The following is a 15,667-nucleotide window of genomic DNA, read 5'->3' on the forward strand; positions in this document are numbered from 1 at the left end:
GAACTCTCATTTAGCTCGCAACTCGGAGCTCTTCCTGCACACCCCGCAACGCATAGAGGCGGCTGGTGTGGTCGATCACACAGTTTTCCAGAACGATCGGCTCGTCCGCCTCTATAATCTGCTTCGCCATAGCGCCCTCTAGCAGTCCGATCGGTATCGATTCCCGCCAACGAACTTCATCAATCCGCATGGCCACATGGCGATAATCTTTGCTGCTGTTGCCCGGCAAACGTTCTCCGGGTTTCACATCACGAATAGCGATGGCGCAAACATCGGCGACGGGCCGGTAGATTTGCTGATCTCGATCGCCAGCCAGCACTTCGGCAAGACTGGCGAGCCACCCATGTTCGAAATGGCTCACTGGATTATAGATCGTCCGGAAAGTGGCTCCACCGCCTTCGGCCGCGGCCGGCTCCTCGACTACGGCATAGACCCCGGGGGCTCCCTCGTTGAGCACCATGTAGTCGATGCAGCTGTCGACCGCGAGAATTCCACCTGCATGCATCGGCCGATAGTGCTGGGCGAGCTCGTCGAGGCTGCAGCGCATTCCGTTCATTCCGGGGCGCTCGAATGAGATACCCGTGGCATTTGCCAGGCACGCCATATCGATCATGACTGAGGAGGCATCCGACAGCGACAGATCCTCGTCGCCTTCCCCGGAAGCAGGAACCGCGGCGCCCAAAGATGCAATCCTTAAGCCCGCACTCTCAAGCCCCTGTCGCAGCTCCAAAGCAGTTTGAACCGTCTCAGAGGGCCAGAATACGTAGCGAAGGCCCCTGCTGACCGCCTGGTGGCGCAGGTATCGGCCGAGGGCAAGATCTGTTCTCGGGTTAAGGGAGACGACAGAATGGCCGCAGTCGAGCGCAGCGTGGCAGGCCATTGCGCCCGTTAAGGACCGGCTAGTCGCCTCTACGATGAGGTCGAAATTTCCGTTCTCGACGAAGTCCCGGATGCAGGTTTCCATTTCGCCTGCCAAATGTCCGGAGCGGGCGGAGATATCAAAATCCGCAAACGCTCCATCGGTTTCTAGCACGAGCGTCGCGAAACTTAGGCCCGGAAACCGGGGTAGGGCGCTCATCGCTTCCCGCATCTCGATGTCCTGTACGATGCCGACACGCAGTGGCTCGGCCGTTTGCCGGGTCGCCAGCGTCTCAGCCAACCGAGCGATTTGCCTTGCGGGCATTTTCAACACGTCACCATCCATAGAAACCTCCCGTGAGTGCCATCCAGTTGAAACGCGATTTATCGTATTCATCATTTTTGCCTTTGGAAAGGATGATCACGTTCTATAGAAAAATGAGCATTGTTTATCATAATGCGACGCTGGGGGCCGCTCGGTGAACAGGATCATCGACGCCGCGTAGTCACGTTAGGCGGAGCGCCAGACGGCCAAGCAAGCCATTTGCGGAGGAGTCAAAATATGGGTGTCCACGATCTTCAGTTTTATGTAGACGGGAAATGGGTTGAGCCAGCCACGCCAAAGGTTTTCGATGTCATCGACCCGGCGACCGAGGCTGCCGTTGGGCAAATCTCAATGGGCAGCGAGGTAGATGTAGATCGAGCGGTGGCCGCCGCTTCACGGGCATTCCGGACATTCGGGCGGAGCGCGCGCAACGAGCGCATCGATCTCCTCCAAAGGATTGTCGAGGAGTACCGCAAGCGCGAAGACGATCTCGCCTGGGCGATTTCGCGGGAGATGGGCGCGCCTAAGTGGTTTGCCTATGAGCGTCACGTCGCCATGGGTTTAAGCCATCTGAATAAGATGATCGAGATCTTGACTTGGTTTCCGTTCGAGGAAGTCCGTGGCGATTCCTTGGTGGCCAAGGAGCCCATCGGTGTCGCGGCCCTTATCACGCCGTGGAATTGGCCGCTCAACCAAGTCACATGCAAGGTTGCGCCGGCAATTGCAGCGGGCTGCGCGATGATTCTTAAGCCAGCGGAGCAGTCCCCGCTCAGCGCAATCATTTTCACGGAGATCATGGATGCTGCGGGAACGCCGCCCGGTGTCTTCAATCTCGTCAACGGCGACGGCGCGACTGTCGGCTCCGCGCTCTCGCGCCACCCCGGTGTCGACATGGTTTCCTTTACCGGTTCGACCCGCGCGGGCGTGCTCGTGGCAAAAGCCGCTGCCGACACGGTCAAGCGTGTCCATCAGGAGTTGGGCGGCAAATCTGCCAATATATTGCTGCCCGATGTCGACCTCGAAGACGCTGTCCAAAAAGGCGTCTCGGGCTGCTTCCTGAATAGCGGGCAATCCTGCGTGGCTCCAAGTCGTATGTTTGTTCATCGCGAACAGTATGATGCAGCTGTGCGCTACGCGCAGGCAGCAGCCGACTCCTATGTCGTCGGTCTGCAAGACTCAGAGGGCACGAGGCTGGGACCAGTCGCCAGCCGCATGCAATACGAAAAAATCCAGGAGTTGATCGAAAGTGGCATCAAGGAACGGGCAAGGCTCGTCGCGGGAGGCTTAGGGCGGCCGAATGGCTTGAACAAGGGCTATTTCATTCGACCGACCGTGTTCGCGGACGTTACGCCCAACATGAGAATCGCCCGTGAAGAGATTTTTGGACCTGTCCTGTCGATGCTTCCCTATGAAGACCTGGAAGAGGTTATCGACGAAGCCAATTCGACGGTATACGGGCTTGCCGCCTATGTTCAGTCGACAGATATAGCGCTGGCCAGGAGTGTCGCTTCGCGGATGCGTGCAGGCAACGTCTACATTAACTATCCCGCCTCGAACCCGGACATGCCGTTTGGTGGCTACAAGCAATCTGGCAATGGACGAGAATGCGCCGAATTCGGACTTGAAGAATTCCTCGAAATTAAAGGGATTCGCGGTTACGGTAGCGCGGCTTGAGCCGTGACGCTGTGCAGCAGAGGGCGTCCGGTGAGGCGCCCTTTGTTGATTCTATCATGGATAGAAGACAAAACAATATTTGATAAAAGCGTCATCAAAATGGCTGCGAGCTCCTTCGCCGCAGGGATGTGTCTTCCGTCGCGAGGGCTTGGTCTCATAGTCGTGGTATTTCAATATTTTACTGACTGAATTTTACGATATCTGCTCCATCAAGGGACCGGTTTTGGCTCGCTCCAAGCAGCGAAAACAGGCGAGCTCTTAATATAAAAGAATAATTGATTTTCGATAAATCCATGGCACTACAAGGCTCATTCTCTGCATGTTAGCGTTTCCCAATCCTAACAGCGGAGGTAGTAAGAATGGATCAAAACACATCGAAGCACGCCGACCCGGAGGCCACTCGCTATACGCGCAACGCGCTCACCCGCACGTCGATCGGAAAGACCGTCAGCGACCACGGCGCGGCACAGATGGACATGGTTGCTCTCCGCGCCTACCGACTGGGGCGGGTTCAGGAGCAACTGCGTAAGAACGACATCCCCGCCATCCTGCTCGCCGATCCGATTATGTCCCGCTACGCGACCGGTATCCGCAATATGCAACCCTGGTCCATGCACGCCAACAATCGCTGCGCCCTCGTGCCGGCGGAGGGCAAAGCAATCCTTTTTGAGTACGGAGGATCGGAGCATTTGGGCGACAACTTGGAGACCGTCGAAATCTCGCTGCCCTCCAAGGGGCGTTACAACCTCGACAGCAAGACCTATGAAGGTGGTAAGTCATGGGCGGAATACATTATGTCGTTCCTGCCGCCGCAGAAGACCGGCAAGCGTCGCCTGGCTGTGGACAGTCGTGTGGAGTACTTCACCGGCCTCCATCTGCAGAATGCGGGGATCGACGTCATTGCGGGTGGCCGGATGCTGTCGGACGCTCAGATGATCAAATCTGCCGACGAAATTCAGTGCATCATGGCTTCTCTTTCGATTGCTGAAGTCGCCCTGTACCGGATCAAGCAGGCCATTGAGCCCGGCAAGTCCGAGATCGACCTGTGGAGCATCCTTGAAGCCACCAACGTGGAATTCGGCGGCGAGTACATCGACACGCGCCTGCTTTCGTCGGGTCACCGTACCAATCCTTGGTACCAGGAGGCGACCGACCGCATCGTGCGTCCGCGGGAATTGGTGGCTCTCGACACTGACATGATCGGCCCGTTCGGTTATGACGCCGATGTCTCCCGCACGTTCCTCTGCCCGAGCGGGCGCCCCTCTGGCGAACAACGGACGCTTTATCGCACGGCTTACGACCAACTGCATCATAACCTCGAGCTGATCCGCGCGGGCGCAAGCTTCCGTGAAATGTCTGAGAAGGCTTACGACCTGCCTGAGCGCTTCAAGGAGCAGATGATGCCGATGACGTGGCACGGTGTCGGCCTTTGCGGCCAAGGTCCGACGATCGTCGGTAGAGGCCATCACGAAAAATACGGTGAAGAAGGCGTGCTCGAAGAGGGGATGGTGCTCAGCTGTGAAAGCTACTGCGGTGAAGTCGGAGGTTCCGAAGGCGTGAAGCTGGAACAGCAGGTCGTCGTAACGAAGGACGGCTACCAGTTGCTCTCTGACTTTCCATTCGAGGAAGAGCTTCTCGGCAGGGAGTTTTAGAGCGCCCGTTTTTTAGTCGGGCCTGGACGGCAGATTTCCGCGCGGAGGGGCGCGCATCAAGGTGGAGGAAATAATGGCTTATTCGATCAATCGTCGCCAATTCATGACGACGGCGGCAGCTGTGGCTGGCACAGCGTTGCTGCCGTCCGTACCTGCAGCTTTCGCCCAAGAACAGACCACCAGACTTCAGATACGCACTCGGCGTGATCTGGAAGTGCTGGATCCTGCGTTCCGCTCGGGTGCCGAAGACTCGGGCGTCTGTCGCTCGATCTACCAAAACCTCATCGTCTACAACCCCGATCAAGTCATCGTCGATGCTACCAAAATGGAAGTGCAGATGGATGCCGCGGAGTCGCTTGAGATGATCAGCGACAAGGAAATCCGCTTCAAGCTGAAGCCGGGTCAGATGTTCTCGGATGGCTACGGGGAAATGACAGCCGAGGATGTAAAGTACTCTTTCGAGCGTTTTAGCCTTGCTGCTGCGGAAGGCAAGGAGAGCCCATACGCTTCAGACTGGGCCCATCTGAAGGCTGTCGAGGTGGACGACAGATACAGCGGCCGAATCCTGCTGGAACGCCCGCGCGCGTCGCTCGAATACGTCCTTACCAGCACCTCGGGTTGTATCGTCTGCAAGAAAGCCGTCGAGGAGCGCGGTATATCCCACAATATGCGACCAGTCGGCTCTAATGCCATGATGGTTACCGCCTTCGAGCGTCAGCGTCAGACCACCCTCAAGCGCAATCCTGATTTCAAGGGCCAACCAAGCGGTTTTGACGAGTTCGTCATGAGGGTTGTCCAGGACCCGAAGACAGTGGAACTGGCCCTGCGTTCCAACGAACTCGACTTCTCGGACGCTGATCCGACGCTAGCCGACAGCATCGCAAACGTCGCGGATCTCACGGTTGATCAAATGCCCGGTATTGCCGATGTGTGGCTCGGCATCAATGTCGAGCATGCGCCCTTCGATAATATCAAAGTGCGCCAGGCTGTACGGGCGGCACTGGATGTAGACGAGATGCTGACCGCCGGCTACGACGGCAAGGTCACACGCGCAAACTGCATGATCATGCCGCAGATTTTGGGGCACTGGAAAGACGCGCCTGTCCACAAACGCGACATCGAACTGGCAAAAAGCTTGCTCGCCGAAGCCGGGATTGCGGACGGTTTCACATGCAAATTGCTGGTCCTAAATCAACCGGCATTCACGAACATGGCACTGGTCGCGCAGGCACAGCTCGCCGAAGTCGGTATCAACATCGAACTCGACGTGCGCGACGGTGGCAGTTTCTGGTCAGCGGGAAAAGGCGACGAAGGCAAAAAGCTCCAGATGTTCATCATGCGTTTCAATGGCGCACTAGATCCGAACTATCTCGCTTTTCCATTCGCCAGCGACCAGGTCGGGATCTGGAATTGGCAGCGCTGGGTGTCGCCAGAGTTTGACGAGGCATTTGCAAAGGCCGCCGAGGAAATGAATCCTGTCAAGCGGGCAGGCCATATCGTAGATTTTCAGAAGGCGATGGAAGATTCGGCGGCTTTTGTCTGGCTCACGCATGAGACGCTCATATACGTCCACCGCAATAATGTGCGCCCGAGCGTCGGTCCGGCGGGGACTTCTCTCACGTATAACCGCTTCGAGCCTAAGTGACCGCTATGATAGGGCTCGCAAACGCTCCGATGGCGGGGTACCTCATCAGCCGTCTGGCAACAACTGTGCTGATAATTTTCGGCTCCATGTTGGTGCTGTTCACGCTGAGCGCCGCGGTGCCGGGCGATCCGGCCACCACATTGCTGGGACCGCAGGCTACCCCGGAATATGCCGCTCAATTCATCGAAAAGATGGGGCTTAACCGCCCCATCCCCGAACGGTTGGTCATTTTTTTTGGGAACGTGCTGACGGGCAATCTAGGGGAGGATGTGATTACAGGGAGACGCGTCACTGAGATGGTCATGGCCGCGTTTCCGTACACAGTCTCATTGACCGTGGCCGCTATCGGCTTGGCGGTTTTGATCGGCGTTCCGCTAGGCATATTTGCCGCGCGCAACCCCGGATCAAAGCTCGACACATTGTTGGCGTTCACCTCGGTCGCCTTGATCGCGATCCCGAGTTTCGTCATAGCGATCCTGCTCTTGGTAGTCTTTGCAATCTGGCTGCCCTGGTTTCCTGTGCTCGGCTCGGGCGACGCAAGCAGCCTCGTGGATCAACTGTATCGAATGATCCTGCCCGCCGCGGCTCTGGCGATAGGGTGGGTTGGGATGATCGCCCGGTTGATCCGTTCGTCCCTACTGGAAGTATTGGGGTCTGACTACATTCGGACGAGCCGAGCCTATGGCCTGCCTGAAGCCAAAATTGTTTACAAATACGCGCTGAAGAATGCGGGTATCCCGACGATTGCAGTGGTCGGAATGGGAATCGGGCGGCTGCTCGGAGGAGCGGTCCTCGTGGAAATCATCTTTTCTCGACCCGGACTTGGAAGGCTTGTCCTCGAAGCGATTGCAACGCGCAACTTTCCAGTGCTTCAGGGTGTGGTCCTGGTCGTCGTCGTGCTCTTTACTCTGACTAACCTATTGGTTGACCTATCCTATACGGCACTTGATCCCCGTATCCGACGAGGCCTGATCCGAGCAGGAGGTGCCACATGAGCCGCGTTCTACGTAACATTGTGGCGCGACCGTCGGGGGCCTTTGCCTTGGTGGTGGTCGCGGCGATCTGCTTAGTTAGCCTTCTGGCGCCGGTCCTGGATCTTCCTCCCCCTAACAAGATCAACGTCACTCATCGTTTCGAACTTCCTTCCATGGCTCACTGGCTTGGCACCGACCATCTCGGGCGCGATCTGTTCAGCCGCTTGCTGCATGGTGCGACTGTCGCGATGGGGGTCGCTTTAAGCTCCATTGCGATCGCTCTGTCGCTTGGGACGATCCTCGGCATCGTTGCGGCGGAATCTCCGGGGCGCTGGGAGCGGCCCATTCTCATCATCTTCGATGTGATTGCATCCTTCCCAAGCCTCGTTCTGGCGCTCGCCTTCATCGCGGTCCTTGGGCCGGGTCTGTGGAACGTCGCCATCATCATTGCCATAACGCTGGTCCCTCATTTCGGCCGGGTAGCTCGAGCTCAGGTGCTTTCGGTGCGCGAGCAGCCATACGTCGAGGCGGAGCATATCTTGGGTGCGTCGCGCACACGCATCGCACTGATGCACACCTTGCCCAATATCATGGGGCCGTTGGTCATTCTCGCCAGCATGGACATTCCGGTGGTGATTGCGATCGAGGCAGGCCTTTCGTTCCTTGGCCTGGGCGTGCGCCCACCGCTCGCAAGTTGGGGAACACTGATCTACGACGGCTTCGCCTACATTAACCAGTCGACCATCCCCGTGGTCGTCTCCTGTGTAGCGCTCGCTCTTGCCACCCTTGGTTTTACCTTGCTCGGCGAGGCGCTGCGTGACGCGATCGATCCAAGAATGAGGCCAGTCACATGAATCCTACTGAAGACCCACTCGTCTCCATTCGCGGGCTGTCCGTCGAAGCTGCCGGCGGCAGAGGACCAATCCAGATGTTACGGGGCGTCGATATCGACATCGCACCCGGAAGAATTGTCGGTGTAGTCGGCGAATCCGGTTCCGGGAAGTCGACGCTGGCCTCAGCCATTATCGGCATTCTGGCGAGCAACGTGACAAGCGTTGGTGGAGCAATACGGTTCGGCGGCATCGATTTGCTTACGCTTGACGAAAGCGGCAAGCGAAATCTGCGGGGCGACCGTATCGCGATGATCTTCCAGGACCCAATGACTGTTCTTAACCCGGTCTTCAAGGTGGGAACGCAGTTAGTGGACGTCGTCAAACGGAAGAAGCCGCGGACCTCTCGTGCCGCGGCTCTGAAGGAGGCGGAGGCCATGCTGCAGCGGGTTGGTATCTCCGATCCCGTTGCCCGGCTGGAGTGCTATCCGCACCAGCTTTCTGGCGGGATGCGCCAGCGCGTAATGATCGCCATGGCGTTGCTGACGAATCCGCAGCTCATCCTTGCCGACGAGCCCACGACAGCTCTTGACGCTACCGTTGAGGCTCAGATCGTTGAATTGTTCCGCGATCTTCAACGGGAGACCTCGAGTTCGGTCCTCTTCATCTCTCACCACCTGGGGCTGCTCTCAGAATTCTGCGACGACGCGATCGTCCTCTATGCTGGCCTGGTCATGGAGGCCGGACCAATGGCAGAACTGATCAGCAATCCCCGACATCCGTACACAGCTGCGCTTCTTGGCTGCGAGATAGATGAAGGGGACACTGGCGAGCCGCTAAGAACCATCCCGGGTGGCCCGCCGAGTCCTTCCGCTCCACTTACCGGTTGCGCATTCGCGGCGCGCTGCACCGCTGCCGAAGAGGCCTGCTACGCCGCGCCGATCCCGATGAAGGACCTCGGCGGTGGGGTTTCCGTTCGCTGCATAAGGGCATGACATGGGCAATCACTTTACTCCTAAGAACGAAATAGTTGAGACGTTGATCCAGTGCGACAAGCTCACGGTCGCCTTCGGCAACGTCGTTCGTGCGCTTGACGACGTCACGCTCGCCATCCCTCGCGGATCCGTCACCGGGCTGGTGGGGGAATCCGGTTCTGGGAAAACCACCCTTTGTCGCGTTCTCATAGCGCTTCAGCGGGCAACAGCAGGCGGCGTCACATTTGCCGGGGAGGATTTGGCTGAACTGCTGCGAAAGGACACGCTCCGCTATCGGCGCCGCGTGCAAATGCTATTGCAGGATGCGGCGGCATCGCTTTCGCCGCGTATGGCTGTCGGGAAGTTGCTAGCCGAACCGTTGAGGATCCATAAACTGCCAATGGCAGAGCATTGGCCCCGAGTCTTAAAGGCCTTCGAGAGACTGGGTTTGCCGAAGGAGCTTCTCGAAAAATATCCCCATCAATTGTCAGGCGGCCAAGCTCGACGCGTTGCAATAGCCCGCGCCCTCGCGTTGCAGCCGGAGCTGATCATCGCTGATGAGCCTACTGCCGGGCTCGATCTCTCCATTCGGGGCGAGCTTCTCAATCTAATGATGGAGCTGAAGAAGGAATACGGGCTGACCTACGTGATCGTTAGTCACGACCTGAACGTAATCCGCCGTGTGACGGATCGAACTGCAGTGATGTATCTCGGGCAAATCATCGAGGAGGGGGTAACGTCGGATCTCTTCCAACGCCCTCGCCACCCCTACACCGCTGCGTTGCTCTCGGCCAGGGCGGTTATCGATCCCGCCCTCCGCCAGCGCAGGATCGTCCTAAAAGGTGAAATTCCAAGTCCGATAAATCCGCCTTCCGGTTGTCGGTTCCATACCCGGTGTCCGTACGTTCAGCCAATGTGCCGGACAGATATGCCTCCGCTGCTGACCGATGGGCAGGGGAGCTACAGGTGTCATTTCCCTCTTCCCGGGCAGAGTGCCGAGACGATGAAGATCGCGAGCGTGCCGCCCACCTTCTGCCGGTCCGAGAAGATGCTGGACCCGCCCTAACGCCATCACGCTGGGGGTAGCGTGTTAGCCTGGCTACTCTCCCCGGTGGTGTCGTCTTTCTAGAAAATTGTCCGCCGAACACGGCGTGAAGTCGCCGTGTTGGCTGGCGCATGCCTGAAACACATACAGAGAGGTCATAATGGAAGACCCTGAACGTTCTCGCTTCCCAGAGACGAAAGTCAACGCTCATACAATGCACCTTGCGCGCCTGGAGCGTTTACGCGCTGAATTGCGAAAAGTCGGGTGCGCAGGCGGACTTTTCTACGATCCGATTAATATTCGTTACGCGACGGGCACATCTAACATGCAGGTCTATTCGCTGCACAATCCTTGCCGTTATGTTTTCGTAGCGACTGACGGACCTGTCGTACTTTTTGATTTCAAGGGCTGCGGCCATCTATCGCGTGACTACCCGGCTGTGGACGAGGCGAGAACGGCGGTGCCTTGGTATCACTTTGTCACCGGCCCGCGCGTTGACGAAAAAGTGCGTCTATGGGCGAGCGAAATAGCGGACCTCGTGATGCTTTACGGCCGGGGTGATCGCCGGCTCGCCGTCGATCGGCTCGATCCACCGGGGCTCCGCGCGTTGGAGGAATTGGGCATCCGCGTGGTCGACGGCCAAGCACCCGCCAATTACGCGAAAGTGATCAAGACGGAGGATGAGATCGTCGCGATAAGGGAGGCAATACACGTTTGCGAGGAAGGCATGCGCCGCATGGATATGGCTCGCGAACCGGGAATAACGGAGATGGCACTTTGGGCTCACCTCCATGAGGCCAACATAGAACTCGGTGGAGAATGGATTGAAACCCGCCTCTTGAATTCTGGGCCGCGGACAAATCCCTGGTACCAGGAAGCAAGCGCACGCGTCATTCAGAACGGAGACATGATCGCGTTCGACTCGGACCTCATTGGCCCGCATGGTTACTCTGCCGACATTTCACGCAGCTGGATTGCGGGCGATCGCCCCCCGTCGGACGATCAACGCCGGCTATACGAGGCCGCATTCCGGCAAGTGCATGCAAACATCGAGCTGTTCCGACCAGGTGTCACGTATCGCGAAATTGCTGAATATGCGAACGTTCTGCCGTCGCGCTACTTTGAACGGCAGAATGCCTGCGTCGCCCATTTGCAACGAATATCCACTCGTCATGCATAAACGTGGCTTTGACGGTGGCGGACACGACGGCGTGGTCGAGGAGAACATGGTCTTTTGCGTCGAGAGCTTTGTCGGTGATCCGTATGGAGGCGAAGGCGTGAAGCTCGAGGAGCAGATTCTCGTGACCGCAAACGGCCCCGTGAAACTGTCTAGTTATGTGTACGAGGAGCAACTTCTTTAGCTCGCATCGCGCGCTTCCGGGTGGAGAACCCTGGTGACTCCCCAGGGCGGTTGCCTGTTGGACGGGGGGCGGACCAGGGCTACCGGTGACGCTTACTCGTAGTTCGAACGCTGCCCGGCCAACCCAATCGGGCAGCGTCGAACGGTCAAGATCGATGCCCTGTCGGCTCTTGATCTGAGCTTGGCGATAGAGAGGCAGATGATCGGCATATCTGGAAACCAGCACATGCGCGATAATCGCCTCGGTCGGCAATCCGGCGAGACGCCGTAGGTGCAGACACGGAACTGTGCCGGGATGACATCCAGCCGCTCGGTTATGTCTTCGCCAATGCAATGCAGGCATCCTCCACAGGAGCAGATCGGGCTTTCCGGCTCGATGATCTCCTCGGCACGAGGACGATGGGCGGAAAGAGAGCCGCGATTGGCGGCGCGTGGTTTGGGCTGCGTTTTACCCGAACCGCTGTCAGCCTCGGCTTCGGCATAGACTGCCGCAATGGCCGGTTCCATTGCGAAACGGGAGGATTAACGAACACTGCTGCAAACTCTACCGCATCGTCCGGCCAATGCCTTTGCGCTTCACGCCAAGAGTTCCTGGCCGTGAGAACCTCCAACGTAGTCTCCACGGAGAAATACTCGTCCATGGAAAGGCGATCACAGATTAGGGCGGCGAGGACAACGTTGGAGTGGAACACCGTTTACTTCGATCCGTCTGCCTCTCGCGTTCCATCAAGGCATTTGCGACCCCGTTCTAGGAACGACTGCGTCTTTGTGGAACGGATTGCCTATCGCTTGTGGACAACGTCGGCGGCAAGGAGGCGCCGCGAATTCCACGCCGTGGGTTGAACACGCCGCCGGTCGTACTGTGCGACGGGCACTTGGACGGCCTTCGTTACAGTTTGTGATGGTCGTGCGGCGAAAAGAGCCTCAATACCAACATGTTGATTGCCACGACTAGCGCAGCGCCAATCAAAGTTGCGATCAGCCGGTCAAACAGCCAGCTGTTGTCTGGAGCACGTCCAGCATCGACGATGAGAATGATGAGCGGTGTCATCACTGCCGAATAGCCAAGGTAGTTTTTGACCCGCAGCAAGGGGCGGATACCGGCCAGGAAAGCAACAGCCCCTACGAGTGCCCAAGGGGTAAGTCCCGCGCGGGGTAGGATTCCCGCCGCCATAATTCCAATCGCAGTGCCGAGTGCCCTCTGCGTTGTCTTGACGGGCACGAGCTCGACCTGCCGCTGCGTCAGAATCGCTAGTGTCAGGCCGATCCAGTGAAGGTGATGGCCAGGCCAACTCACATCGAGAGCAAAGGCGAAGGCGATGCCGGACGATAGCCGAGCTGGGTAAATCCAGCCGGCGAAGGTTGCGAGCGAGCGCAGCCACCGCGAATACTTCTGGCGAGGGGTCGGGACCGGCTGCAATGGCGACGCAGGAGCATTGGTGTTCCTACTCCGGCGCACGACACGCGCCAAGACGAGACTAAGCGCTGAAGTCCAAAGTGCGCCTGCAGTGACCAACGCTAGAAGGCCGATAGCTTCCTTCATCTCGAGAGCTTTCGTCGGTGTAGCGACGGCGCTAACGATCATTAGGAACAGGGTGAAGCGAGTCGCGGCAACAGCAGCAGCGCGACTGAGGCCGCTCAGCGTTGCGGCGATGGCCACCAGTAAAACTAGGGCGGCGGCCGTAACCCATCCTCGGCCCGCACAAATCACGGCCAGAAGAGCCGCGAGTATCGCGGGCGCGAGGGCCTCGGCCTGATGGCGCAAGTGAGCCCGCAATCCGGAAGCGACATCGATGCGGCCAACGATGAGGCCGCCGATGGCCGCCGCCAGCCCCGGAGCGAGATTGCCGCCGATCACCGCAAACAGCATCGGGATGGCCATGCCTAGCGCGGCAGCAGCGATCTCCGCCGCTTCGACTTCCGCCTCCGTAGCCCAACGGCATGCCTCCAGCAGGTGCGTGCGGACGTGTAACACAGACATTTGCCTTTCAGATGGCTGGTCAACTGCAAAATAATACGCTATGCGTATCATATGGAGACAAGCGGTCGCAAGGAAGTTCTATCGATCTTACAGGCAGTGCAGGCGCTCGCGCGGCGGCTCAGGACGGAGCGCCCGGAAGGCGCGGTGACGTTATCTGCGCTTAGTATTCTCGGGACGCTCAACAGGCTGGGCCCGATCCCGGCCATACGTCTTGCGGCCGAGGAGCGCCTGCAGCCACAATCGCTTACGCGCATTTTGGCGAGCCTGGAGAAGGGCGGCCATATCACGAGAACCCGTAGCGCGGCTGACCGACGTCAAGTAACGATCGCGCTGACCGAGCCGGGACGTCGCCTTCTCATAGAAGATATTCGCGTCCGCAGGGCGTGGCTTGAAAGTGCTATCGCCGCTGCGTTAAGCGCATCCGAGCGTGAGCTCCTTTTCGCAGCGGCAGACCCCATGCTCAAGCTGGCATTCCATCAGACCCCGTTGGGCGAGGAGTAAGGACAATTTACATCTGGAGGAGGAAGTGGGTGCGGCCTCGCGCATATCGATTGGCGTGCGCGGACCTTTCGCGAATTTGCTTTTTGAGCGAACGTGCTCGCAGTGGGGCAGGACATCACTGCCGGATATCACCGCGAGCGAGATATCTCAGCATCGAATAAAGTCCGGGGCGAGCGCCTCAGACAAAGTTGATCAATTAGGGCCATAGACAAGCCATTCCATGAGGCTCCGGACGCAGCAAAGCATGGAATGACGCTTTTCAGCGGCATCGTCGCCGAAGCGAAGCAGCATTTCGGCGCTACGACCTAAATCGATGCAAAGCCAAGCACTAGTGAATACGATCGGCTCTCACCTGGTTGAAGAAACGTTCCGTGCGCGGGGCGAAGGTCTGTGCGGGGCTCTATGCCCAGCGCGAACACGCCAGATTGGTATGCTCGCCATACTGCAAGCTTTGGCAGCGAATCCTGGCTATAGCCAAGAGAAATCGTCACGCCACAACGGTCGTTCCGCAGCGACACACGGGAATCGTGAGGTGTGATGCGGCTATCCACGACATCCACTTTCTGGGCAAAATCGTCGTTTGGTTTGCAGGGCACTGCCCGAAGCTCCTCCAAGAACGGATCCGGCAGGCCTCCGATCGCAAGCGTGTCATCCAAAAATGGGTAGCCGAAGTTCAGGTGATACATGAATGCGTGGTCGCTAGGGCGGAAAGCGTGGTTAATCACCGTGTCTTCGACCGTCAGGTCGGACCCGAAGACAGGGAGGGTGATCTTGCGCCGCAATTCCAAGGTTTCGCCGAAAACACTCGCCTGTCTGACACTACCTTCACATACGATGTCCAGCGTTTCCCGATCCACGCCATAGCCGAGCAGGCGAGCTTTTTCGGTCGATATCCGGCCGTGCTGTGGCATGGTTCTGGTTGTCACGTGCGGATGTTGGTAGTGACTGACATCCACTGCAAGCGGGCGGCTGTAATGATCCAATCCGCAAGTCACCATGAAACCGTCGAAGTTGCGTAGGAAGCCCCATCCTTCCTCGGATCCTGGGTCGTGTGTCGGGAAGGCCATCTGCACGGGGGAATGCCAGCCAATGTTGGTTCCGCGGAAGGATAACCCTGCGATGTCGAAACCTTTGTCAACGGCGACCTCAAAGGCCACACCATGCGCATTCCTCGCGATCAAGAGACGTTGGCCGCGTCCCGGGCCATCCTCAAGAGATGTGAGCCGTATGTCAGCCACCGACCTAAGGTCTGCTGTCCGCCGTTGCAGTTCTATATCCATCCGTTATTCCTCCTGAACCAGACGCGGCGGCATTCCATTTGGCAAAAAGGCGCCACTGTTGCCCGCTTGCGCTCCCGTACTTCCAATTTTGATATGAGCCCCCTCAGTTCAGGTTCGATAACGGCGGACGCTGCCATGTGTGGAGTGAACCAGCGCCGCTTGCGTTGCTCTCGCTCCGGGAAGTCATCAGTGGTCTCCGCGACATCCAGAAGGTAAACTTGGACCTTGGCCGGGACGAGTTTGCCGCTGTCGAGCTTCTTCGCGTACGCGTAGTGGCCCCAGACCTTTTTCTGTGCCCGGCCGCAAATGCCGGCCTCTTCCCACGCCTCAATTCGCGCGACCTCATGCGGTTTCTTCTTTCGCATCGGCCAGCCCTTCGGAAGCACCCACCGTCCAGTATCACGACTGGTAATGAGCAGAATCTCTATAGAACCCCGCAGCGCCTCGACGCGTCTGAAGCATATGGCGGCATACTGGATTTTGAAGGAGCCATGCCGAAGATCCGTCAGCACAGGCTGGTGTTCCCTGAGGGGAAACGCAGGTTCAGTGAAGGACATGGGTAGTTCTG

General features: G+C 58.2%; 14 protein-coding genes and 1 pseudogene. 10 read left to right on the forward strand and 5 right to left on the reverse strand.

From position 1 onward, the window contains the following. Window positions 1–10: 10 nt before the first annotated feature. Entirely contained in the window at window positions 11–1,204 is a 1,194-nt protein-coding gene (locus LAC81_RS30080; RefSeq protein WP_223728323.1) for a hypothetical protein, read from the reverse strand. A gap of 216 nt (window positions 1,205–1,420) precedes the next feature. Here LAC81_RS30080 and LAC81_RS30085 point away from each other — a divergent pair, with 216 nt between their 5' ends. From LAC81_RS30085 to LAC81_RS30125, 9 genes are all read left to right on the forward strand, one after another. Next, window positions 1,421–2,857 (forward strand): aldehyde dehydrogenase family protein, encoded by a 1,437-nt coding sequence (locus LAC81_RS30085; RefSeq protein ID WP_223728324.1) that lies wholly within the window; start codon window positions 1,421–1,423, stop codon window positions 2,855–2,857. 359 nt (window positions 2,858–3,216) lie between these two features. Then, window positions 3,217–4,509 carry a M24 family metallopeptidase gene (locus LAC81_RS30090; protein WP_223728325.1) on the forward strand — a complete coding sequence of 431 codons (1,293 nt, stop codon included), beginning with the start codon at window positions 3,217–3,219 and terminating at the stop codon, window positions 4,507–4,509. Window positions 4,510–4,582: 73 nt separating this feature from the next. Next, window positions 4,583–6,154: an ABC transporter substrate-binding protein gene (locus LAC81_RS30095; protein WP_223728326.1), complete on the forward strand. Its 1,572-nt coding sequence runs from the start codon at window positions 4,583–4,585 to the stop codon at window positions 6,152–6,154. 29 nt (window positions 6,155–6,183) lie between these two features. Next, entirely contained in the window at window positions 6,184–7,149 is a 966-nt protein-coding gene (locus LAC81_RS30100; protein WP_223728327.1) for an ABC transporter permease, read from the forward strand. Continuing rightward, on the forward strand, window positions 7,146–7,982 hold the full coding sequence (locus tag LAC81_RS30105) for an ABC transporter permease (RefSeq protein ID WP_223728328.1): 837 nt from the start codon (window positions 7,146–7,148) through the stop codon (window positions 7,980–7,982). Before LAC81_RS30100 ends, LAC81_RS30105 begins: the two co-directional genes overlap by 4 nt. After that, complete coding sequence (locus tag LAC81_RS30110) at window positions 7,979–8,953, forward strand: ABC transporter ATP-binding protein (protein WP_223728329.1); 975 nt, start codon at window positions 7,979–7,981, stop codon at window positions 8,951–8,953. Before LAC81_RS30105 ends, LAC81_RS30110 begins: the two co-directional genes overlap by 4 nt. A 1-nt stretch (window position 8,954) precedes the next feature. Further along, window positions 8,955–9,998, forward strand: a complete 1,044-nt coding sequence (locus LAC81_RS30115; RefSeq protein WP_223728330.1) for an oligopeptide/dipeptide ABC transporter ATP-binding protein — start codon at window positions 8,955–8,957, stop codon at window positions 9,996–9,998. Between the two features lie 139 nt (window positions 9,999–10,137). Further along, window positions 10,138–11,157 (forward strand): M24 family metallopeptidase, encoded by a 1,020-nt coding sequence (locus LAC81_RS30120; RefSeq protein ID WP_223728331.1) that lies wholly within the window; start codon window positions 10,138–10,140, stop codon window positions 11,155–11,157. Continuing rightward, window positions 11,150–11,338, forward strand: coding sequence for a hypothetical protein (locus LAC81_RS30125; RefSeq protein WP_223730443.1), 189 nt, complete (start codon window positions 11,150–11,152; stop codon window positions 11,336–11,338). Before LAC81_RS30120 ends, LAC81_RS30125 begins: the two co-directional genes overlap by 8 nt. A gap of 96 nt (window positions 11,339–11,434) precedes the next feature. Here the strand turns inward: LAC81_RS30125 and LAC81_RS30130 are convergent. Together LAC81_RS30130 and LAC81_RS30135 are read right to left on the reverse strand one after the other, a co-directional pair. Continuing rightward, a pseudogene (locus tag LAC81_RS30130) lies at window positions 11,435–11,844 on the reverse strand (IS66 family transposase); the annotation flags it as partial. Between the two features lie 382 nt (window positions 11,845–12,226). Next, on the reverse strand, window positions 12,227–13,318 hold the full coding sequence (locus LAC81_RS30135) for an FUSC family protein (protein ID WP_223728332.1): 1,092 nt from the start codon (window positions 13,316–13,318) through the stop codon (window positions 12,227–12,229). Window positions 13,319–13,369: 51 nt separating this feature from the next. Between LAC81_RS30135 and LAC81_RS30140 the strand changes: the two genes are divergently transcribed. Then, window positions 13,370–13,819 carry a MarR family winged helix-turn-helix transcriptional regulator gene (locus tag LAC81_RS30140; RefSeq protein ID WP_223728333.1) on the forward strand — a complete coding sequence of 150 codons (450 nt, stop codon included), beginning with the start codon at window positions 13,370–13,372 and terminating at the stop codon, window positions 13,817–13,819. Window positions 13,820–14,124: 305 nt separating this feature from the next. Here the strand turns inward: LAC81_RS30140 and LAC81_RS30145 are convergent, their stop codons facing one another. Both LAC81_RS30145 and LAC81_RS30150 read right to left on the reverse strand, forming a co-directional pair. Beyond that, a complete protein-coding gene (locus LAC81_RS30145) occupies window positions 14,125–15,099 on the reverse strand; it encodes a DUF4432 family protein (RefSeq protein ID WP_223728334.1) in 975 nt (324 codons plus the stop codon). Then, window positions 15,090–15,656, reverse strand: coding sequence for an NUDIX hydrolase (locus LAC81_RS30150; protein WP_223728335.1), 567 nt, complete (start codon window positions 15,654–15,656; stop codon window positions 15,090–15,092). Before LAC81_RS30150 ends, LAC81_RS30145 begins: the two co-directional genes overlap by 10 nt. Window positions 15,657–15,667: the final 11 nt, after the last annotated feature.

Origin of the sequence: Ensifer adhaerens, from assembly GCF_020035535.1 — a bacterium.
In the GTDB taxonomy this organism is placed as follows: domain Bacteria; phylum Pseudomonadota; class Alphaproteobacteria; order Rhizobiales; family Rhizobiaceae; genus Ensifer.

What these genes read in the sequence shown, in the direction of transcription:
- LAC81_RS30080 (WP_223728323.1), bottom strand. Translation starts at nt 1,204, where the DNA reads ATGGATGGTGACGTGTTGAAAATGCCCGCAAGGCAAATCGCTCGGTTG.
- LAC81_RS30085 (WP_223728324.1), top strand. Translation starts at nt 1,421, where the DNA reads ATGGGTGTCCACGATCTTCAGTTTTATGTAGACGGGAAATGGGTTGAG.
- LAC81_RS30090 (WP_223728325.1), top strand. Translation starts at nt 3,217, where the DNA reads ATGGATCAAAACACATCGAAGCACGCCGACCCGGAGGCCACTCGCTAT.
- LAC81_RS30095 (WP_223728326.1), top strand. Translation starts at nt 4,583, where the DNA reads ATGGCTTATTCGATCAATCGTCGCCAATTCATGACGACGGCGGCAGCT.
- LAC81_RS30100 (WP_223728327.1), top strand. Translation starts at nt 6,184, where the DNA reads ATGGCGGGGTACCTCATCAGCCGTCTGGCAACAACTGTGCTGATAATT.
- LAC81_RS30105 (WP_223728328.1), top strand. Translation starts at nt 7,146, where the DNA reads ATGAGCCGCGTTCTACGTAACATTGTGGCGCGACCGTCGGGGGCCTTT.
- LAC81_RS30110 (WP_223728329.1), top strand. Translation starts at nt 7,979, where the DNA reads ATGAATCCTACTGAAGACCCACTCGTCTCCATTCGCGGGCTGTCCGTC.
- LAC81_RS30115 (WP_223728330.1), top strand. Translation starts at nt 8,955, where the DNA reads ATGGGCAATCACTTTACTCCTAAGAACGAAATAGTTGAGACGTTGATC.
- LAC81_RS30120 (WP_223728331.1), top strand. Translation starts at nt 10,138, where the DNA reads ATGGAAGACCCTGAACGTTCTCGCTTCCCAGAGACGAAAGTCAACGCT.
- LAC81_RS30125 (WP_223730443.1), top strand. Translation starts at nt 11,150, where the DNA reads ATGCATAAACGTGGCTTTGACGGTGGCGGACACGACGGCGTGGTCGAG.
- LAC81_RS30135 (WP_223728332.1), bottom strand. Translation starts at nt 13,318, where the DNA reads ATGTCTGTGTTACACGTCCGCACGCACCTGCTGGAGGCATGCCGTTGG.
- LAC81_RS30140 (WP_223728333.1), top strand. Translation starts at nt 13,370, where the DNA reads ATGGAGACAAGCGGTCGCAAGGAAGTTCTATCGATCTTACAGGCAGTG.
- LAC81_RS30145 (WP_223728334.1), bottom strand. Translation starts at nt 15,099, where the DNA reads ATGGATATAGAACTGCAACGGCGGACAGCAGACCTTAGGTCGGTGGCT.
- LAC81_RS30150 (WP_223728335.1), bottom strand. Translation starts at nt 15,656, where the DNA reads ATGTCCTTCACTGAACCTGCGTTTCCCCTCAGGGAACACCAGCCTGTG.